General features: G+C 70.9%; 20 protein-coding genes. 10 read left to right on the top strand and 10 right to left on the bottom strand.

Translation table 11 applies throughout. The features are described from left to right. Positions 1-21: 21 nt before the first annotated feature. The 5 genes from C4V41_RS42375 (at position 22) to C4V41_RS42355 (ending at position 5911) form a co-directional block, all read left to right on the top strand. On the top strand, positions 22-1836 hold the full coding sequence (locus tag C4V41_RS42375) for an ABC transporter substrate-binding protein (protein WP_103961667.1): 1815 nt from the start codon (positions 22-24) through the stop codon (positions 1834-1836). After that, positions 1833-2888 carry an ABC transporter permease gene (locus C4V41_RS42370; protein WP_200824588.1) on the top strand — a complete coding sequence of 352 codons (1056 nt, stop codon included), beginning with the start codon at positions 1833-1835 and terminating at the stop codon, positions 2886-2888. Before C4V41_RS42375 ends, C4V41_RS42370 begins: the two co-directional genes overlap by 4 nt. Then, positions 2885-3766: an ABC transporter permease gene (locus C4V41_RS42365; protein ID WP_103961665.1), complete on the top strand. Its 882-nt coding sequence runs from the start codon at positions 2885-2887 to the stop codon at positions 3764-3766. Before C4V41_RS42370 ends, C4V41_RS42365 begins: the two co-directional genes overlap by 4 nt. A 67-nt stretch (positions 3767-3833) precedes the next feature. Beyond that, entirely contained in the window at positions 3834-4808 is a 975-nt protein-coding gene (locus C4V41_RS42360) for an ABC transporter ATP-binding protein (protein WP_103961664.1), read from the top strand. Beyond that, on the top strand, positions 4805-5911 hold the full coding sequence (locus tag C4V41_RS42355; RefSeq protein ID WP_235030725.1) for an ABC transporter ATP-binding protein: 1107 nt from the start codon (positions 4805-4807) through the stop codon (positions 5909-5911). Before C4V41_RS42360 ends, C4V41_RS42355 begins: the two co-directional genes overlap by 4 nt. Here C4V41_RS42355 and C4V41_RS42350 read toward each other — a convergent pair. Then, positions 5908-6555: a response regulator gene (locus tag C4V41_RS42350; RefSeq protein ID WP_103961663.1), complete on the bottom strand. Its 648-nt coding sequence runs from the start codon at positions 6553-6555 to the stop codon at positions 5908-5910. The two genes, C4V41_RS42355 and C4V41_RS42350, sit on opposite strands and share 4 nt — an antisense overlap. After that, on the bottom strand, positions 6552-7748 hold the full coding sequence (locus tag C4V41_RS42345) for a sensor histidine kinase (protein WP_103961662.1): 1197 nt from the start codon (positions 7746-7748) through the stop codon (positions 6552-6554). The genes C4V41_RS42350 and C4V41_RS42345 overlap by 4 nt, the downstream gene beginning before the upstream one ends. Before the next feature lie 109 nt (positions 7749-7857). Between C4V41_RS42345 and C4V41_RS42340 the strand changes: the two genes are divergently transcribed. Further along, complete coding sequence (locus C4V41_RS42340; protein ID WP_160150576.1) at positions 7858-8937, top strand: alpha/beta hydrolase family protein; 1080 nt, start codon at positions 7858-7860, stop codon at positions 8935-8937. Here C4V41_RS42340 and C4V41_RS42335 read toward each other — a convergent pair. From C4V41_RS42335 to C4V41_RS42325, 3 genes are all read right to left on the bottom strand, one after another. After that, positions 8898-9722 carry an NAD(P)H-binding protein gene (locus C4V41_RS42335; RefSeq protein ID WP_103961660.1) on the bottom strand — a complete coding sequence of 275 codons (825 nt, stop codon included), beginning with the start codon at positions 9720-9722 and terminating at the stop codon, positions 8898-8900. The genes C4V41_RS42340 and C4V41_RS42335 overlap by 40 nt on opposite strands. 73 nt (positions 9723-9795) lie before the next feature. Then, a complete protein-coding gene (locus tag C4V41_RS42330) occupies positions 9796-10434 on the bottom strand; it encodes a maleylpyruvate isomerase N-terminal domain-containing protein (protein WP_103961659.1) in 639 nt (212 codons plus the stop codon). Positions 10435-10487: 53 nt separating this feature from the next. Beyond that, positions 10488-11216 (bottom strand): nucleotidyltransferase domain-containing protein, encoded by a 729-nt coding sequence (locus tag C4V41_RS42325; protein ID WP_103961658.1) that lies wholly within the window; start codon positions 11214-11216, stop codon positions 10488-10490. Between the two features lie 98 nt (positions 11217-11314). Between C4V41_RS42325 and C4V41_RS42320 the strand changes: the two genes are divergently transcribed. Beyond that, a complete protein-coding gene (locus C4V41_RS42320; protein WP_103961657.1) occupies positions 11315-12019 on the top strand; it encodes a phosphotransferase family protein in 705 nt (234 codons plus the stop codon). Positions 12020-12112: 93 nt separating this feature from the next. Further along, entirely contained in the window at positions 12113-12691 is a 579-nt protein-coding gene (locus C4V41_RS42315) for a hypothetical protein (protein WP_103961656.1), read from the top strand. Positions 12692-12696: 5 nt separating this feature from the next. On the opposite strand, the gene C4V41_RS42310 is transcribed toward C4V41_RS42315, so the two are convergent. The 3 genes from C4V41_RS42310 to C4V41_RS63380 are packed head-to-tail and all read right to left on the bottom strand — an operon-like array spanning position 12697 to position 14574. Next, entirely contained in the window at positions 12697-13635 is a 939-nt protein-coding gene (locus C4V41_RS42310; RefSeq protein ID WP_103961655.1) for a ribose-phosphate diphosphokinase, read from the bottom strand. A gap of 58 nt (positions 13636-13693) precedes the next feature. Further along, positions 13694-14353: an HAD family hydrolase gene (locus C4V41_RS42305; RefSeq protein ID WP_235030724.1), complete on the bottom strand. Its 660-nt coding sequence runs from the start codon at positions 14351-14353 to the stop codon at positions 13694-13696. Next, a complete protein-coding gene (locus C4V41_RS63380) occupies positions 14350-14574 on the bottom strand; it encodes a response regulator transcription factor (protein ID WP_235030723.1) in 225 nt (74 codons plus the stop codon). Before C4V41_RS63380 ends, C4V41_RS42305 begins: the two co-directional genes overlap by 4 nt. Before the next feature lie 391 nt (positions 14575-14965). Between C4V41_RS63380 and C4V41_RS42295 the strand changes: the two genes are divergently transcribed. Beyond that, complete coding sequence (locus C4V41_RS42295) at positions 14966-16747, top strand: alkyl/aryl-sulfatase (protein WP_103961652.1); 1782 nt, start codon at positions 14966-14968, stop codon at positions 16745-16747. Here C4V41_RS42295 and C4V41_RS42290 read toward each other — a convergent pair. Both C4V41_RS42290 and C4V41_RS42285 read right to left on the bottom strand, forming a co-directional pair. Beyond that, positions 16744-17208: a hypothetical protein gene (locus tag C4V41_RS42290; RefSeq protein WP_146103996.1), complete on the bottom strand. Its 465-nt coding sequence runs from the start codon at positions 17206-17208 to the stop codon at positions 16744-16746. The genes C4V41_RS42295 and C4V41_RS42290 overlap by 4 nt on opposite strands. Before the next feature lie 20 nt (positions 17209-17228). Beyond that, positions 17229-18626 (bottom strand): purine-cytosine permease family protein, encoded by a 1398-nt coding sequence (locus tag C4V41_RS42285; protein ID WP_103961650.1) that lies wholly within the window; start codon positions 18624-18626, stop codon positions 17229-17231. Positions 18627-18702: 76 nt separating this feature from the next. On the opposite strand from C4V41_RS42285, the gene C4V41_RS42280 reads away from it, so the two are divergent. After that, complete coding sequence (locus C4V41_RS42280) at positions 18703-20091, top strand: MFS transporter (RefSeq protein WP_103961649.1); 1389 nt, start codon at positions 18703-18705, stop codon at positions 20089-20091. Positions 20092-20123: the final 32 nt, after the last annotated feature.

The raw sequence follows: 20123 nt of genomic DNA, 5'->3' as shown, positions 1-20123 counted from the left end.
CGCCTGAAGGTGAGGCACTTAATGAGCAAATGGTTCGCACGCCTGGCTGCGCTGGGCGTCGCGCTATTAGTGGCCGGTCAGGGCGCACCTGCGGCCCATGCCCAAGACCCGGCGGCGGGGAAGAAGATCGTACGCATCGGTGCGACCCAGGCCATGGACTCGATGAACCCGTTCCTCGCGGTCCGCCTGGTCTCGACCTCGATCCACCGCTGGATGTACGGCTACCTCACGGTCCCCGACTCCAAGACGCTCCAGCCCAGCGCCGACCTGGCCGAGTCGTGGAAGACGTCCGAGGACGGACTGACCTGGACGTTCACGATCCGCACCGCCAAGTGGTCGGACGGCAAGCCGATCACGGCCGACGACGCGGCCTGGACGTTCAACAAGATGATGACGGACGAGGCCGCCAAGACGGCCAACGGCCCGGCGGTGGAGAACTTCGAGAGCGTCACGGCCAGCGGCCAGGAGCTCACGATCAAGCTGAAGTCGCCGCAGGCGTCCATGCTGGAGAACCCGGTCCCGATCATGCCCAAGCATGTCTGGGAGTCGGTCACCGACATGGCCAACTACGACGCGGAGAAGTACCCGGCCGTCAGCAGCGGTCCGTACATCGCGATCGAGCACAAGAAGGACCAGTACGTCAAGCTGCAGGCCAACCCCAACTACTGGCGGGGCGCGCCGAAGATCAACGAGCTGCAGGTCATCTTCTACGACAACCCGCAGGCCGCCGTCGCCGGTCTGAAGAAGGGTGACATCGACCTGCTCGGCCGGATGACCCCGCAGGAGTTCGAGGCCATCCAGAACGACCCGAAGATCGAGGCCTGGAACACCCAGGGCCGCCGCGCGTCGTACCTGCAGATCAACCACGGCGCCACCACCACGGACGACAAGCCCACCGGTGACGGTCACCCGGCGCTGAAGGACCCGAAGGTGCGGATGGCGGTGCACACCGCCATCGACAAGCAGAAGCTGGTCGACGAGGTCCAGAACGGCCTGGCCAAGGCCGCCGACGGCTCGATCGTGCCGCCGCTGTACAAGGAGTTCTTCTGGGAGGCCACCGGTGACAAGAAGGTCACCTACGACGTGGCCAAGGCCAACAAGATCCTCGACGACGCCGGCTACAAGAAGGGCGCCGACGGCGTCCGTACGATGCCCGACGGCAAGCGCAAGCTCGAGTTCCGCTTCACCATCCACACCGAAACCCCGATCGAGGACAAGCTCGCCGAATACCTGACGGCCTTCCTCAAGGAGATCGGCATCACGCTGACCACGGTGAAGCTCGACTCCAGCAAGTTCACCGACGAGACCGGCGTCACCGGCAACTTCGACATCGCGATCAGTGGCTGGTCGGTCAACCCCGACCCCGAAGAGATCATGGCCACGCACCTGTGCAGCCGCAGGCCGGCCGCGAACGGCGAGGGCGGCGGCACCGAGTCCTTCTACTGCGACGACACCTTCGAGCAGCTCTACAAGGACCAGCAGAAGGAGCTCGACCGTCCCAAGCGCGTCGAACTGCTCAAGCAGATGCAGGAGCGGCTCTACACCGACGCCCCGGTCATCGCGATCTACTACACGAACGACCTTGAGGGCTACCGCAAGGACCGCATCACCAGCATCACCCCCATCCCCGAGGACAAGGGCCTGCTGTACGGCGGCAGCGGCTACTGGCCGTTCTACACCGTGGACGCCAAGGTCACGGCGGCGAGCGGCGGCGGCGCCGGCGGCGGTTCGAACACCGGGCTCATCGCCGGCATCGTCGGCGCCGTGGTGGTCGTCGGAGTGGGTGCCTTCTTCCTGACCAGGCGGCGTAAGAGCGTCGCCGACGAGCGCGAATGACCGCTCCGCTAGAAGCGGCAGAGCCCGCCGCCGCCCAGGCGGCGGGCCCTGGTGACGAACGCTCCGCCGGCCGAGGCGTGCTGCGCTACGCGCTGTCGAAGGCCGGCGGGGCGCTGTTCAGCATCGCCATGGTGCTCGTCGGCACGTTCTTCGTGTTCCGGCTGCTGCCCGGCGATCCGGTGCGCAACCTGGCCCAGGGCCGGGCCATGACGCCGGGCCAGCTCGACCTCGAACGTCGCCGGCTCGGCCTCGACAAGCCGCTGTTCGACCAGTTCGTCGACTTCGTCGGCGACACGCTCCGGCTGGATCTCGGCACCTCGTACGAGTACAAGCGGCCCGTCCTCGACCTGATCGGCGAGCGGATCGGGCCGACGCTGCTGCTGACCGGCACCGGCCTGGTGATCGCGGTCAGCCTCGGCATCTGGCAGGGAACACGGGCCGGGTGGCGGCAGGGCAGCAGGTTCGACCGCTTCTCCACGGGCACGTCGCTGTTGCTCTGGTCGGTGCCGACGTTCTGGCTCGGCCTGCTGCTCATGATGGTGTTCGGCGTCGGCATCGGGCCGATCCCGGGCATCCTGCCGTTCCGGGGCATCGAGAGCGTCGACGCGCCCGACGGGTTCGCATACATCCTGGACGTGGCCTCGCACATGGTGCTGCCGTGCCTGACGCTGGTGGCCGTGGTCTACGCGCAGTATCTCCTGGTCATGCGGTCGTCGCTGGTGGAGGAGGTCAGCCAGGACTACGTCACCGTGGCCAGGGCCAAGGGCCTGCGCGACGACGAGGTGCGCCGCCGCCACGCGGTGCCGAACGCCCTGCTGCCCACCGTGACCCTGGTGTTCATGCGCATCGGCTTCGTGGTCGGTGGCGCGGTCACGGTCGAGACGATCTACACCTGGCCCGGTCTGGGCAAACTGTTCTACGAGGCGATCAACGTGCCCGACTTCACGCTCATGCAAGGGACGTTCCTGCTGATCACGGTGGCCGTGATCGTCATGAACACGCTGGCCGACGTGGTCTACCACATACTCGACCCGAGGGTGAGGTCGGCGTGACGAGTGTCGCCGCGGCCCGCAGGCGACTGGCGCTGAGCCGGTTCTGGACCGACTTCCGCCACCATCGGGCCGGCCTGATCGGCCTGGTGGTCCTGGTCGCGGCCGTGCTGCTCGCGCTGGTCGCGCCGCTGTTCATCAGCGAGAACGTGACCAGCGTCGTCGCCGGTGTCGGAAAGAAGTGGGCGCCGCCGAGCCTGAGCGAGCCGTTCGGCACCGACGAGTCAGGGCGTTCGATCCTGCTGATGGTGTGGTGGGGTTCGCGCACGTCGCTGCTCGTCGGCTTCCTCGCCGCGCTGCTCAGCATCGTGATCGGCCTGGTCGTCGGCGTGGCCGCCGGGCACTTCCGCGGCTGGCTGGGCGGCGCGCTGATGCGCGTGACCGACTGGTTCCTGGTGCTCCCCTCGCTGGTCACGGCCCTCGTGCTGGCGGCCATCCTGGGCGGCTCCACGTTCACGATCATCATGGCCATCGGCATCACGACCTGGCCGTCCACCGCCCGCCTGATCAGGGCTCAGACCCTCTCCGTGGAGGCCAGGCCCTACATCGAGCGCTCGAAGGCGCTCGGCGGCGGCCACTGGCACATCACCACCCGGCACGTGCTGCCGAACGTGGCGCCGCTGCTGCTGGCCAGCACCACGCTGGAGGTGGCCAGCGCGATCGTCACCGAGTCCACGCTCGCCTTCCTCGGCGCCAGCTCCAGCAAGACCTCCTGGGGCACCATGCTGCGCGCCTCCTACGACTTCGGCGCGCCCACCCAGGGAGCGTGGTGGTACATCCTCATCCCCGGTCTGGCCATCCTCGCCGTCGTGATGGCGTTCACGCTGGTCGGCCGGGCTCTGGAGGCCGTGCTCAACCCGCGCCTCAGGAGGAACGCGTGAACGAGCGAAGCGAGACAACCATCAGACACAGCAGCCTTGGGCTCATGTGGACGACGGAGTCGGCCGCATGAGTCTTCTCGAACTCGATGATGTGTCGGTGACCTACCGCATCGCCGCGGGCGAGGTGCCCGCCGTGCGCGGGGTGTCGCTGACGCTCGACTCCGGAGCGGCACTCGGAGTCGCCGGCGAGTCGGGATCCGGCAAGTCGACCCTGGCCATGGCGCTGCTCCGGCTCCTGCCCCGGGACGCGCGCGTCGGCGGCCGGATCCTGCTCGACGGTGAGGACCTGCTCACCATGAAGTGGGGCCGCCTGCGCGCCGTCCGGTGGGCCGAGGCCTCGATCGTCTTCCAGGGCGCCCAGCACGGGCTCAACCCCGTGCGCCGGATCGGTGACCAGGTCGCCGAGCCGCTGCTCGTCCACGGCCAGGCCAAGCCCGACGCGGCCCGCAAGCGCGTGCACGAGCTGCTCGAACAGGTCGGCCTGCCCACCTGGCGGGCCCGCAGCTACCCGCACGAGCTGTCCGGCGGCCAGCGGCAGCGCGTGATGATCGCGATGGCGCTGGCCTGCTCACCGCGGCTGATCATCGCCGACGAGCCGACCACCGCGCTCGACGTCATGGTTCAGGCGCAGGTCCTGACCCTGATCAAGGAACTGGTCGCCGAGCAGAACATCTCGCTGATCATGATCTCGCACGACCTTTCTGTGCTCGCCGACGTGTGCGACCAGCTCGCCGTCATGTACGCCGGCCGCGTCGTCGAACACGGCCCGTCCGGCGACGTGTTCCACGAGGCCCGCCATCCCTACAGCCGGGCGCTGGCCGCCGCGTTCCCGACGGTGGGCGACCCGGCCTCGCGGATGGCGCCCAAGGGCCTGGGCGGCGACCCGCCCGACCCGATGAACCTGCCCGGCGGCTGCTCGTTCCACCCGCGCTGCCCGGTCGCGCTGGACGAATGCGCGACCCTGGACGTGGACCTGTGGCCGGCCGGCGAGCGCCGCAGCGCCGCCTGCGTGCACGTCAGGGCGAAGGAGGAGGCCTCATGACCGAGACCCACGCGGGGGGTACGCCCCCCGCGAGCCCCCCGAAAGGCGTGGAAGAGATCCACGCGGGGGGCACGCCCCCCGCGAACCCCCCGAAAGGCGTGGAAGAGGCGATTCCTCCGGCAGGGCGTGGGAAGCGAGCTTCCCACGCCCTGCTGGAGGCCCGCGACCTGCACGTGGAGTTCTCCTCGCGGGGCCGCCGCGCCCGCGCCGTCGACGGCGTCAACCTGGCCATCGGCGAGGGCGAGATCGTCGCCCTGGTCGGTGAGTCGGGCTGCGGCAAGACCACTCTGGCCCGCACCCTGCTCGGCCTCGAACGCCCCACCTCCGGCGAGGTGCGCTACGGCGGCGCCGCTCTGGACTACGGCTCCAAGGCGCTCAAGGCGTATCGGCGGCAGGTGCAGCTCGTCCTCCAGGACCCGATGGGCTCGCTCAACCCCCGCCACACGGTCTACGAGGCCGTCGCCGAGGGCCCGCGCATCCACGGCCTGGCGGACGAGAACGAGGTCGTCGCCACGGCCCTGTCCAGGGCGGGGCTGCGGCCGCCCGACCGGTTCTTCCTGCGTTACCCGCACGAGCTGTCCGGCGGCCAGCGGCAGCGCGTGGTGATCGCCGGGGCGCTGGCGCTGGACCCGAAGGTGCTGATCGCCGACGAGCCGGTGGCCTCGCTGGACGCCTCCGTCCGCGGGGAGATCCTGGCCCTGCTGCTCAAGCTGCGCGCGGAGCTGGGGCTGTCGGCGCTGGTCGTCACGCACGACCTGGGGCTGGCCTGGAACATCGCCGACCGGGTGGCCGTGATGTATTTGGGCAGGATCGTCGAGTCCGGTCCTGTGGACCAGGTGCTGACCGCGCCGCGGCATCCGTACACGCAGGCCCTGATGTCGGTGCTGCCCGAGTCGCCCGAGCGGATCGTGCTGACCGGCGAGCCGCCGGACCCGACCAGGATCCCCGGCGGCTGCCGCTTCCACGCCCGCTGCCACGTGCTCGCCTCGGGGAAGGCGGCCGAGGCCGGCGTGGACGGCCGGTGCCGCTCCGAGAGGCTGGAGATCCTGCCGGCCGTGCCCGAGGCGCAGGCGGCCTGCCACTACGCGGAGACGGTCTCCTAGGACAGGTCGGCGTCGTGCACCAGGATCGCGGCCTGGACCCGGTTGGCCAGGCCCAGCTTGGCCAGCACGCGGCTGACGTGCGCCTTCACCGTGGCCTCCGTCAGGCGTAGCTCGCGGCCGATCTCGGCGTTGGACAGGCCCCTGGCCAGCGCCCTGACGACGTCCTCCTCCCGGAGGGTGAGCGCGGCCAACTGCTTGCGGGCGGCCTCGGCCCGGGAGGGGGCGCGGTCGGCGTAGGAGGCGAGCAGGCGCTTGGTGACCGAAGGGGAGAGCATGGCGTGGCCGCCCGCGACCGTGCGGACGGCGGCGGCCAGCTCCCTTGGCGGGGTGTCCTTGAGCAGGAACCCGACCGCGCCCAGCCGCAGGGCCTCGTGCACGTACTCGTCCAGGTCGAACGTGGTCAGCATGATCAACTTTGGCGCCTCCGGCTCCTTGAGCAGGTGGGCGGCGGCGGTCAGGCCGTCCATGACGGGCATGCGGACGTCCATCAGCACGACCTCGGGCCGCAGCCGCCGCACCGCCGACAGGGCCTCGGCGCCGTCGCGGGCCTCACCGGCGATCGCGATGTCGCCCGCGGCCTCCAGGATCAGCCGCAGCCCCGACCGGACGAGCTCCTCGTCGTCCACGACGAGCACCCTGATCATGCCGGGATCCTGGCGCTCACCAGGAAGCCGCCGCCGTCCTGGGCGCTGGTGCGCAGCGTGCCGCCGAGCAGTTCGACCCGCTCGCGCAGCCCCACCAGCCCCCAGCCCGCGCCGGGCAGCTCCTCGCGCGGCGCGCTTGGCGGCGTGTTGGCCACCTCGACCTCCAGCGTGCCGGCCCCGTAACGGATGAGCACGTCCGTGCTCGCGCCCCCCGCGTGCTTGTGCACGTTGGTGAGCGCCTCCTGAACCACCCGGTACGCCGTCCGCTCCACGGTCGGCTCCACCGGCCGCGGCTCGCCCTCGTCGTGCCTGGTCACCGCGATGCCCAGGGCACGCGACTGGTCGAGCAGCCGGTCGATGTCGCCCAGCGTGGGCGGCGGCCGGTAGGCCTCCTCGGCCTGCGGCGAGCGCGGTGCCTCCTCGGCCTGCGGCGAGCGCTGTGGCGAGCGCTGCGGTGAGCCCAGTGGTGAGCGCTGTGGTGAGCGCTGTGGTGTGCGCAGCACGCCGAGCACGTCGCGCAGGTTGGTCAGCGCCTCCCGGCCGATCCCGCCGATCAGGGCCGCCGCCCGCGCCGTCTCGTCGTCGGCCGTCCGCACCTCCAGCGCCCCGGCGTGCAGCACGATCAGCGAGACCCGGTGGGCCACCACGTCGTGCATCTCCCTGGCGATCCTGGCCCGCTCCTGCGCCCTGGCCTGCTCGGCCCGCATGACCTGCTCGCGTTCGAGCCGCTCGGCCCGCTCCTTGGCCGCCTCCAGCACCTCGTGCCTGGCCTTCGTCCACAGCCCCAGGGCCAGCGGCAGCGCGATCACGGCGATCCCCATGAACAGCGCGTTGCCCAGGGTCGCGGTCAGCAGCTCGTGCCGGCCCGCGCGCCACCCGCCCACCAGCGCGGAGACCCCGCACGCCACCAGGCTGCCGCCGAGATAGGCGGCGACGCCGCGCCTTCCGAGGGTGCGGCCGGCGTAGTAGGAGGCGAGCAGCAACGGCGGCCACATCACCAGCCAGGCGTAGGCGGCGGCGCCCACGGCGGCCAGCGGCCAGACGGAGCGGCGCGCGTGCCAGGCGGCCAGGCCCGCGGCGGCGGCGATCAGGACCTGCGCCGGCCACGGCAGGCCGGACGGCACCCCGGCCTGCCCGGACAGGACCATCATCGACAGCGCCGACACACCCGCGCCGAGCAGAACGAACCGCATGGTCACAGCGTATGGGGAGGCCCGTAAAGGGCTTTACGACGAAAGTAGTAAGAGCCGATCGACGATCGGGGCGGACACCCGGAGCCCGTCCGCCGCCAGCGTGGTGCCCATGAAGAGAACCCTGGCCGTCGTGACCACCTCGCTGATCGTCCTGGGCGCAGCCCCTCAGGCCCAGGCCGCCGCGCTCGCCCTGCCGGAGCCGACCGGGCCGAAGCCCGTCGGCACGACCACCCTGCACCTGGTGGACAAGAGCCGCCCCGACCCGTGGAACCCCGAGGCGGACACACGGGAGCTCCTGGTCACGCTCTACTACCCGGCGCGGAAGGCGGTGGCCGAGCGCAGGCCCTACGTCACTCCGCAGGAGTCGGCCGCGATCCTGGCGGCCTTCAAGGACGTCCCGCCGGACGCGCTCACCAAGGTCAGAACCTACGCCGGGGTGGACGCCCCGGTGCGCGGGGGCCGGCTGCCGCTCGTCGTCATGTCACCCGGGTTCAGCTTTCCCCGCGCCACGCTGACCTCGCTGGCCGAGGACGCCGCGAGCAGGGGTTACCTGGTGGCCGCCGTCGAGCACACGTACGAGTCGGTCGGCACCACGTTCCCGGACGGGCGTACTACCTCCTGCCTGGCCTGCGTGAAGGGCCAGGACCAGGCCAAGGTCGTCGCGAGCCGGGTGAAGGACGTGCGGTTCGTGCTCGACGAGCTGACCGGCGGCCGATGGGGCAAGTCGATCGACCGCTCGCGGATCGCCATGGTCGGCCACTCGGTCGGCGGCTACTCCGCCGCCCACGCCGCGCTGGCCGACCGCCGGATCGGGGCCGGCGTCAACCTGGACGGCTCGTTCAAGCTCGAAGAGCCGCTCAAGAAGCCCTTCATGCTGTTCGGCGCGCCGGCGCGCGTCCAGGGCACCGACACCTCGTGGAAGACGGCCTGGCCCAACCTGACCGGCTGGAAGCGCTGGATCGCGGTGGCGGGGACCGACCACGCGGCGTTCGTCGACTACGCGGTGCTCAGGCCGCGGCTCGGCCTTCCCGCCCAGGAGCTCGACGGCACGCAGGCGCTGAAGATCACCCGCGCCCACCTCGCGGGATTCCTCGACCGGCACCTGCTCGGCAAGCGCACGCCGGTCGAGGACTTCCCCGAGGTCACCGATCACACGCGGAAGGCGTCGGCGTTCTCCGCGGCCCACTGAGCGAAGCCGCGCGCGTCCCGGCCGGTCACCTCGCGGACGGTCGGGACGACCGTGTAGCCCTCCTCGGGGGTGTTGCCGAGCGCGCTGACGAGGAACTCGATGGTCTGCTCACCCATCCCGTCAGTGGCCCACTTGGCCCGCGCCTCGTCCACGGTCAGCTCCACGAACGCGACGTCCTGACCGATCGCGGCGCCGAGGATCGCCACCTTCTCCTTGAGCGTGATCGCCTCGGGCCCGGTCAGCGTGTACGCCCTGCCGCCGTGACCCCCCTCGACCAGCACCGTCGCGGCCACGGCGGCGATGTCGCGCTCATGCACCAGCGCGCTCAGCCGGTCGCCGAACGGCTCCTTGATGACGCCCTCCGTCTTCACGGTGTGCGCCCACCAGCGCAGCGTGTTGGACATGAACTCGACCGGGTTGAGCAGCGTCCACTCCAGGTCGCTCGCGGCCAGGGCCTGCTCCATCGGCCCGTCCGCACGCCCGCCGAGCACCGTCACCCGCTGGACACCGGCCTTGGCCGCCAGCTCCACGAGCCGGGCGCCGTCCGGCAGCGGCGCGTAGTCGTCGCCGGCGAAGTTGATGAGGTGTGCGCCGGTGACGCCCTCGAAGGCGGCGGCCACGGACTCGGGGTCGGCGAGGTCACCGGCCACGACCTCGACGCCCTCGGGCAGCGCGGCCTTGGCCGGGTCACGGGTCAGGGCGCGGACCTGCCGCCCGGCCTGGACGAGCTCTTCGACGACGAGACGGCCGACGGTTCCGGTGGCACCGGTGACGAGGAAGACCATGACAAGCTCCTTTTTCATGCGGAACGGAACGTTCTGCTCTTAGAGTATCAGAACGGAACGCTTCATTCCACACTTAGAAGGCGCTGATCGTCGCCGGCGCTCGCTCGGCCCGGCTCAGCGTCCGGATCACCGCCGTGGCCCCGTGGCGGTGCACGGCCAGCCGGGCCAGCAGCTCGACCGCCGGGTCGATCACGGACGTCGGCAGCTCGGGAGTGTCCACGCCCACGCTGGCCGCCAGGTCGTCGGAGTGCACGACCAGCTCCACCAGCCGGGTGAGCAGGAAGTCGTCCAGCCGCAGCGACCAGCCGGTCCACGGCAGGTAGACGACCCGGTCGGCCGGCTCCGCGGGCAGCGCGGCGCTCTGCAGCTCCAGCAGCGCCTGCGCCCGCTCCGTCAGCACCGCGGACCCGGCCGCCGCGGCCGCCTCACCGCCGCGCCGGACGCTCAGGTTGCTCTCGTGGTCGAGCCCGGCCTGCACCCACGGCGAGCGCGAGAAGTGCTCGATGAGCGGGATCGGCTCCTGGACCTCCCCGTTCGGCGCCAGCACGTCGCCGACCCTGACGAGCTGGTGAGCCACGTGGCCGGCCAGGCCGGCGACGCTGAACTCCATGAGCGCGCTCGGCTTGTCCCACGCCGCGGCCACGGCCGGATGCCGCAGCAGCGACACCGCCGACGCCGCCGCGACCAGATAGGACTGCCTGCTTTCCCCCATGTGCCGCCCTTTCCCAGTTGGTGATTCGATTCTTCTCAGGTAGTAACCGCCGATCAGGTCAGGGCCTTCCTGATCGCGGACCTGACAAAGGCGCGGGCCATCCGAGCCCTCCTGAACCGGCTCAGGACCGGGGGCGGCGTGCCATAGCGGCGGGCGGCGATGTCGGCCACCAACTGCTCGGGCGCGCCCAGGCCGGGCAGCAGATCGAGGGCCTCCCGCTTGGTGATCATGCGGCCTTCCCCCAGGGTCACCGTGGCCCTGGCGACCGTCAGCGGGCCCAGATCCGCCCAGATGTCCTGCAGCCAGCGCCGCCGGCCCTTGGTCTTGACCAGCCAGTAGTCGCGCAGGTCGGCGCGTACGAAGGCGGTCAGCTGGGCATCCGACACCGGCGGCAGCAGCTCCGCGGGCGGCGGCCCGGAAAGGACCAGCGGCGCCACGTGCAGCTCGCGCCGGGTGACGGCGGTGACCGGGCGGCGGAAGATGCGCTCGTGCGCCCACGTCACGTGTTCGGCCGCCAGGTCGTCCAGCTCCTGCCTGGCCAGGTAGGAGCAGTGCAATTGACCCGCCAGCGGCAGGCCGAGCCCCCGGTGCACGGCCTTGATCCGCCGCCACCCCTCCATGGTCACGGGGGAGTCGAGGATCGCGATCAGGTCGAGATCGCTGCGTCCCGGCTGGTAGTCGCCCGCCGCGAGCGACCCGTGCGCCCAGAGGGCGACCAGGGGAACGGCCGGTTCCACTCCTTCGAGAAAATGCCTTAGCAGGCGTTCGGTCGCTGCGTGCATGATGGCAACTATGATCGATTCACGGCCCGCTGGAAAGGTTGCGCTGATCACAGAGGCTTCGCGACACACCGCCGACTGGCTCCGCTACTTCACCCACCGTGGCCACCACGCCGGAGATTCTTTCGGTCGAAGAGCGCGACGGCACCGTCGTCACCTATGAGCGGGAGCTGACCGGGTCACCGTTCCCGCCGCCCGGACGCGAGCTGACCTCCCGGGAGACCGGCGCGCTCCTCACCGTCCTCCGCGGTCTCGCCACCGTTCCGGGCACCGAGGCCATGCGGCGCCTCACGGTCCAGGGCGACGACCGGCCGCTCTGGCAGGGCCACACCCGCTTCCCCGACGCTCTCGCCGCCGTCGTCGAGCGCGCCACCCGCCGGCACGGTGACCTGCTCGCCGCCCACGTCCCGGACCTGTCCGCGAGAGTCGCGGAAACCGTCCGGGCGCTCAGGGCGCTGCCCGGCACCGCCGTCACCGTCGTCCACGGGGATCTCGTAGCGCCCAACATCCACGTCGACGACGCCGGCCACCCCGTCGCCGTCCTCGACTTCGGCTTCTTCACCACCGCCGGCGATCCCGCGTTCGAGGCCGCCGTCACGGCCGCCATCTACGACATGTACGGCCCGTACGCCGGTGAACACGTCGCCACCCTCACCCACCTCTTCGCCACCGAGCTGCACCACCCACCGGAAACGCTGGCCCTCTACCAGACGGCCTACGCCCTGACCACCTACGACCTGTTCTCTTCGGACGGCGGTGACGGTCACTTCGCCTGGTGCGCGGCGCTGCTCAAGACTCACTCGTAAGAGGGAGACCCAGGATCGCTCTCCCCGGCGATTACTTCCGGGCTGCGCAAAACCAGGATTGAGGCATCCCAACCCCCTTGAGGAGCCTCAGAAGTGAACCCCCGCCTCGCCTTCATCGCCGCCCCGCTGCTCGTCCTGGCCTACGGAGTGATCCGCATCCTCGACGGTCTCGACGGCGCCCGGGGCCCCGGCCTCGCCTGGACCACCGGGCACCTCGCCTTCATGGCGGCCCTGGTCCTGTTCGCCTCGACATTCGTGCAGATGCGCCGGATGGCCGGCCGGAACACCCTGTCCACGGTGTGGACAGGGCTCGGCATCGCCGGCGTCCTCGCGCTGCTCGCGCAGTTTGGCATCGACATCGCGGTCGGTTTCATGGCCGCCGACAACGCCGGGATGGGCGTCCTCTTCGATCAGGTCAAGGCCGTTCCCGGCGTCTCACTGGCGATCTACGAGGGCGGTCCGCTGCTCTTCTTCGTCGGCCAGGTCGCGCTCGTCACCCAGCTCGCCGCCCAGCGTCGCGTCAGGGCCTGGACGCCGGTCCTGGTGCTGCTCGACTGCGTGGTGCCGTTCATCGAGAAGGACCTCATGCCGGTCGGCGCCATCCTGCTGCTCATCTCCTTCGCCCCGCTCGCCGGCCGGGTATCCCGGCGTCCCGTCCCGGCCCACGCGTGACCCGATCAGGGCGCGCTGAACAGGGCGCTCACCGACTCCCCGTCGTGGATGCGGCGCATGGCCTCGGCCATGGCGGGGGCGATCGACAGCACGGTCAGCTTGTCGCTGGGTTTGGGCGGCGGGACGGTGTTGGTGCAGACGATCTCCTCGACCTCGGGCAGCGCGCTCAGCCGCTCGATCGCCCCGCCCGCGAACAGGCCGTGCGTGCACGCCACCCGTACGGACCTGACGCCCTGCTCGCGCAGCCGGTCGAGCAGCTCGATGACCGTGCTGCCCTTGGCGATCTCGTCGTCCAGGACGATCACGTCCTTGCCGGCCACGTCGCCGATCACCGAGCTGATCACCACCCGGTCGTCGCTGAAGCGCTGCTTGGCGCCCATCGCGACCCCGGTGCCGAGCAGGCGGGCGAAGTGGGCGGCCTCCTTGGCGTTGCCGAGGTCGGGGGAGACGACGACGGTGTTGGACAGGTCGTACCGGCGGAAGTGCGCGGCCAGCTCGCGCAGTGCGTGCAGATGGTCGACCGGGACGCTGAAGAAGCCGTGCACCTGCGGAGAGTGCAGCGTCATGGCCAGCACCCGGTTGGCGCCCGCCGTCACCATCAGGTCGGCCACCAGTCGCGCGCCGATGGAGATGCGCGGCGCGTCTTTCTTGTCCGACCGGGCGAAAGCGTAATGGGGCATCACGACGGTGGTCCTGGCCGCGGACGCGCCGCGGGCGGCGTCGAGCATGAGCAGCAACTCGACCAGATGCTCCTGTACGGGCGGCACGAGCGGCTGGATGAGGAACACGTCGCGCTCCCGGCAGTTGGCCTGCAACTGCACTTCGAGCACGTCGTTGGCGAAGCGGTGAACCTGGACGGGATGGAGTGGCGTGCCCAGCTGGGCGCAGATCTCCGCGGCCAGTTCAGGATGTGCACTGCCGCTGAAAACCGTGATGTCTCGCACGATTCCGTAATCGTAGCGATCGGGGGCCGCCCAGCACGAGAGCGACCCCCCCGACGTCTCACGTGAGCAGCGACGCGGGAGTGAGAGCGTCCAGGTCGGGCAGTACGCGCCAGGCCAGGGCGAGCGCGTCGGGCGCGGGCGGGTAGCGGGGGTGCGGCACCGCGATCACCCGCATGCCGGCCGCGTGCGCCGACCGCAGGCCGTTGCTCGAATCCTCCACCGCCACGCACTCCCCGGGAGCCACCCGGATGCGCCCGGCCGCCTCCAGGTAGCCGTCGGGCGCCGGCTTGCCCCGCGGCACCTCCTCGGTCGAGACCGTGGCCGTGAAGCACTCCGTCAGCCCGGCCGCGGCCAGTGCCACGTCGATCAGCCGCCGTGGTGACGAACTGGCCAGGCCCAGCGTGAGCCGCCCGGCCAGCCGCCGCACCGCCGCCACGGACCCGGGCATCAGCGGCACCCCGTCCTGGTAGCGCGCGGCCATCTGGTCCACGACCCCGCGCGCGATGTCGTCGGGCGCCATCTCCACACCGAGCTCGTGCAGGTACGCGGCCCATTCACCAGTGCTCATGCCCATGAGCCTGGACTGGGTGTCCGGCTGCCAGGTGCCCCCGTGCTCGGCCACGAAGGCGCGCCGGACCTCCTCCCACACCGGCTCGGAGTCCACCAGCACACCGTCGAGATCGAACACGCAGGCTTCCATGAGGAGCAAGACAATCACATGGCGAGGTCGGGCTCCTCGACCGGCTTGGTCTCCAGGAGGCGGGCCACCATCGCGGCCCTGGTCGAGACCTCCAGCTTGGAGAAGATGCGCCGCAGATGCGTGGCCACGGTCCAGGTGCTGATCTCCAGCACCTTGGCGATCTCTTTATTCGTGAACCCCTTGCCGACCATCCGGGCGATCTCCGCCTCGCGCGGCGTCAGCACAGCGGGAGCACCCACATCGCACGTGATGACGCATCGCGTGTCGCCCACCGTCAGATCCAGTAGGACCCCACCCCCGTCAGGTGGCTCGCCCCTTCGGAGCAGAATATCGATCAAATGACGTGCCGCTGCTTCCGCCTCTGGCACATGGCTCACCGAACCACCCGCGCTCCGGCGGATCGATCCCCGCGATCGGGCACCTGCAGCGGGTCCTGGGCGCGCCCGTCGTGCTGATGGGGTTCACGCTTCCCGACGACCGGATCCACGCACCGAACGAGCGGATCCGGCTGCCGGTGTTGTGGCGGGCCACGGAAACCTGCTTCTGGCTACTGTCCTTATTGCCCGAGATTCATGCTAATAGGGGTGTTTATTGAGCTATTTGTGCTGAATCCAGGGCATGCGGCTGAATATGGCAGACCTTCCATTTCACGACACGGCCGATTTCGCGGACGCCGACCGCGGTTTCATCGCCAGGCTCAGCCCGGCCGTGATCACGGCGGCGGACGGCAGGGTCGTCTGGGACAACGACTCCTACGACTTCCTCCAGCGCGACTGCCCCGCCACGGCCCATCCCAGCCTCTGGCGGCAGGGCGAGCTCTGCGCCAGACAGGGCCTGTACGAGGTCACCGACGGCGTCTACCAGGTGCGCGGCCTGGACCTGTCGAACATGACGCTGGTCGAGGGCGAGCACGGCGTCGTCGTGATCGACCCGCTCGCCTCCATCGAGTGCGCCACCGCCGCGCTCCGGCTCTACCGCGCCCACCGGGGCGACCGCCCGGTCACCGGCGTCCTCTACACGGGCGCCCGGCCGGACCACTTCGGCGGCGTGCGCGGTGTGACCGGCGGCGGCGTGCCGATCCTGGCCCCGGCCGGGTTCATGGAGCACGCGGTCACCGAGAACGTCTACGCGGGCCCGGCCATGACCCGCCGCGCCGTCTACATGTACGGCCCCGCCCTGTCCCGCTCGCCCGAGGGCCAGATCGGCGCCGGCATGGGCATGACCGTCTCGACGGGCACCCTGTCGCTGATCCCGCCCACCGCCGAGATCGCGCGTACCGGCCAGGAGGAGACGCTCGACGGGATCCGGATGATCTTCCAGCTCACCCCGGACACCGGCATGAACGTGCTGCTGCCCGGCCACCGCGCCCTGTGCCTGGCCGACCACGCCACCCACACCCAGCACGACGCCCTGCCCCTGCGCGGCGCCGCCGTCCGCGACGCCCGCGCCTGGTCGCGCAGCCTGACCGAGACCCTCGCCCGGTACACCGCCGACGTCGCCTTCGCCGCGCACCACTGGCCCACCTGGGGCCGCGACCGCGTCGAGGACCTTCTCGGACGGCAGCGCGACCTCTACGCCTACCTGCACGACCAGACCCTGCGCCTGCTCAACAGGGGCCTGACGGGCCCCGAGATCGCCGAGGCCCTGCACCTGCCGCCCGAGCTGGAGCAGTCCTGGCACACCCACGGCTACGCCGGCGCGGCCGGTCACCACGTCAAGGCCGTCTACCAGCGCTATCTGGGCTGGTTCGACGGCAACCCCGCCCACCTGTGGGAGCACCCGCCGCGCGAGAGCGCCGTCCGGTACGTCGAATGCCTGGGCGGCGGCTCGGCCGTGGTCGCGTTCGCCAGGCGCTACATCGACGAGAACGACCTGCGCTTCGCCGCCCAGCTCCTCAACCACGCCGTCTTCGCCGACGAGGGCAACAAGGAGGCCCGCGACCTGCTGGCCGAGGTCTACACCCGGCTCGGTCACGGCGCCGAGAACGCCACCTGGCGCAACTGCTATCTCATGGGCGCGCTGGAGCTGGCCGACGGCATCGTGCCCGCCACCGTCGAGACCGCCTCGCCGGACTTCTTCGCCGCGCTGACCGTGGAGCAGATCTTCGACTCGCTCGCCATCCGGGTGAACGGGCCGCGGGCCTGGCACGAGCGCCTGACCATCGACTGGCACCTGACCGACCTGGGCGAGCGCCACCGGACGACGCTGTCCAACGGCGCGCTCATCCAGCAGGCGAACCCGGCCGATGAGACGGCCGACCTGACGCTGCGGCTGACCAAGGCCCAGCTCGCCGGCCTGCTGGCGGGCAAGGGCGTCGAGGCCGTGCACCGGGAGGGCGACACGGCGGTGCTGCGGCGGCTGGTCGCGGTGCTGGACCGGCCGGTGCCGGACTTCTCGATCGTGACCGCCTAAGGATCGGTCGCGGCACGCAGCTCCTTGCACGCGAGCGCCAGCAGCGTCATGACGGCCGCCGCGAGACCGGGCCCGACCAGCAGCGGCACGGTCAGCTCGCCCGCGTGCCAGGCCGCCGCGAAGATCGCCGCCGACGTCAGCACCGCCACGCCGAACATCGCCCCCCACAGCGGCAACGCGTGCAGGTAGGCGAACAGCAGCGGGAAGGCCAGCCACACGAACGCGGGCGCCGTCATGGCCAGCACCACCCACCCGGCGGTCACCAGCCCCAGCCACACGCGGACGTGGAGGGGCCGATGCTCGACCGCCGGGCCGGCGGTGTAGAGCAGGATGAGCAGCAGGCCCCCGGCGGCCTCGGGGACGCGGTCCGCGCGCAGCGCGGTGATCACGGCGATCAGCAGCACCACGCAGGCGGTGACGTGCACGGCCAACCGCAGCAGCCGCAACGGAATGTCCATCATCAATTACCAAGGGTAACAACTCAGGCGCGGCGGCGGCCCCCGAGCACGAAATACAGCAGGCCGGCCAGCACGAGCGCGATGACCACGCCGATGTTGGCCTGCCCGAACGTGCTCTTCTCCAGCGCGTCGCCCATCAGGAAGCCGACGACCTTGGCGATGTTCGGATCGAGCGAGGTGATCAGCCCGAGCCCGACGACCGACGCCACGACCAGCGACACCACGCCCTGCCAGCGCAGCGCGGGCGCTCCCGGCCGCAGCAGCCGCTCGTCGTAGTCCCGGCCGCCGGCCCGCAGCCGCCACATGTCCACCAGGAAGATCGCGACCCAGGCGGCCATCACCACGCCGACGATCGCCAGGAACGCCTGGAACGTGTAGAGGAAACTGGTCGAGACGAACAGCAGGTAATAGCCGCCGAGCACCATGAGCAGCCCGTCGATCAGCACCGCGTAGTGCCGCCTGATCGGCACCCCCAGCGCCAGCATCGACAGCCCCGACGAGTAGATGTCCATGATCGCGCCGGCCAGGAAGCCGCCGATGGAGGTCAGCAGATATGGCAGCAGGAACCAGGTCGGCAGCGCCCCGGCCAGCGCCGCCACCGGGTCGGCGCCCGCCGCCTCGGCCAGCTTGGGATCGCCGCCGGCCAGCAGCACGCCGAAGACCAGCAGCACCATCGGTGGCAGCGCGCCCCCGAGCGCCGTCCACAGGGCGACCGATCGGGGCGGGGAGCTCACCGGCAGGTAGCGGGAGTAGTCGGCGCCGCAGTTGACCCAGCCCAGGCCGAGCAGGGTCATGGCGAAGATGATCCCGCCGAGCCAGCCGCCCGGGCCGGCCGTGGTCTGCAGCGAGCCGCCGAGCTTCGGGGCCATCAGGACCATGTAGACGACCGTCAGGACGACGAACGTGTACGTCAGGTAGCGCTGGACGACCATGATCATCGCGTGGCCGTACACGCCGACCGCGATCACCACCACGGCGGCGACGGCGAAGCACACGGCGGTGGCCGTGGTGGCGGGCAGGCCGGGAGCCAGCCGGGCGAGGATGGCCGCGCCGCTCTGCGCGGAGAGCGTGACGAGGACGATCTCCCAGCCGACGTTGGACACGTACGACAGCACGGCGGGCAGCTTGTTGCCCTGGTAACCGAACGGCGCCCGGCCCAGCGTCATCGTCGGCACGCCGGACCGGGCGCCGCCGATCGCGACGAGGCCGACGAGGAGGAACGAGAGCGCGTACCCGATGGCTCCCGTGATGATCGCGGGCACCACTCCCAGGCCGAGCCCGACGATGTAGACGCCGAACGCGACACCGAACAGCGAGAGGTTGGAGCCCGCCCAGGGCCAGAACAGATCCCTCGGGCGGCCGTGGCGCTCGGCTTCGGGGACCGCGTTGATGCCGTTCTGCTCGACGGCCATCGTGTCCATGATCGGACGTTACCCGTCTTCCGCAAAGAAATCATCGGCGGGCGATATTTCAAGATTGGCGGGGGAATCATGCCGCATGATGGGAGCGTCCGGATCGGACACGCGCAAACGCGCACTGGGCGTGTGCCTGGTGGCGGCGTTCATGACCGGGCTGGACGTGAGCATCGTCAACGTGGCGCTGCCCTCCATCCGCGACGGCCTGGGCGCGACCGAGGACGGCCTGCAGTGGACGCTGTCCGGCTACGCGCTCACGTTCGGCCTCCTCCTGGTCCCGGCCGGTCGCCTGGGGGACGCCAGGAGCCGCCGGACGATCTTCATGTGGGGCGTGGTCCTGTTCACCCTTTCCAGCGCCGCCTGCGGCTTCGCCGGGAACATGCACGTCCTGATCGTGGCCCGGCTGATCCAGGGCCTGGCGGCCGGCATGCTCAACCCGCAGGTCTCGGGCCTGATCCAGCAGATGTTCCAGGGGTACGAACGGGGCCGCGCCTTCGGCGCCCTCGGCGCCACCATCGGCGTGTCCACGGCCGCGGGCCCGCTCATCGGCGGCGCGCTGGTGACCCTGACCGGCCCCGAGCACGGCTGGCGCTGGGTGTTCCTGGTCAACGTGCCCATCGGCATCGCGCTGCTCCCGCTGGCCGCGCGGCTGCTGCCACGATCGGCCGAACGGCGCCGCGAGAGCATGGACCTGGTGGGCGTCCTGCTGCTGGGTGTCGGCGTGGCCGGGCTGCTGCTGCCCTTCATCCAGCGGCACCAGTGGGAGAGCCAGGCCAAGTGGCTGCTCGTCCCGGCCGCGCTGCTGGTGCTGGCCGGGTTCGTGGCCTGGGAGCGCCACTACCCGCGTGAGGCGCTGGTGGACCTGACGTTGTTCCGCAAGCGCTCCTACAGCCTGGGCACGGCCATCGCGCTGTTCTACTTCGCCGGCTTCACCGGGATCTTCTTCATCTTCACCCTCTACCTGCAGAGCGGGCACCACTACAGTGCGCTGATGGCGGGCCTGGCGATCACCCCGTTCGCGCTCGGCTCGGCCTCGGCCTCCGTGGTCGGCGGGCGACTGGTGTCGCGGGCCGGGCGGCGGCTGGTGGCCGTCGGGCTGACCATGGTGATCGCCGGGCTGCTCGCCACGATGGGCGCCACCGTGCTGGTGCCCGGGCAGGGGGTCGGTCTCGCGACCGCGCTGCCGCTGCTGGTGGCGGGCATGGGCAGCGGCCTGGTCATCTCGCCGAACCAGGCGATCACGCTGTCCGAGGTGCCGCCGGAGGGCGGCGGGAGCGCGGCCGGGGTGCTGCAGACGGGGCAGCGGCTTGGCTCGGCCATCGGGATCGCGGCGACGGGCACGACGTTCTTCGGGTCGCTGGGCCAGGGCTGGTCCACGGCCTTCCGGCACGGGCTGGTCGTGGTGCTGGTGTCCGTCCTCATCGCCCTGGGCGCCGCGCTCTACGACCTCGTTCGTACCGCCCGGGAATGATCGCGAGCCTTTCTACCGGGTAAATGTCACGT

Source organism: Nonomuraea solani (genome assembly GCF_900108335.1).
In the GTDB taxonomy this organism is placed as follows: domain Bacteria; phylum Actinomycetota; class Actinomycetes; order Streptosporangiales; family Streptosporangiaceae; genus Nonomuraea; species Nonomuraea solani.
The sequence above is the reverse complement of the archived record's forward strand: the minus strand, read 5'-3'. Positions and strand labels throughout refer to the sequence as shown.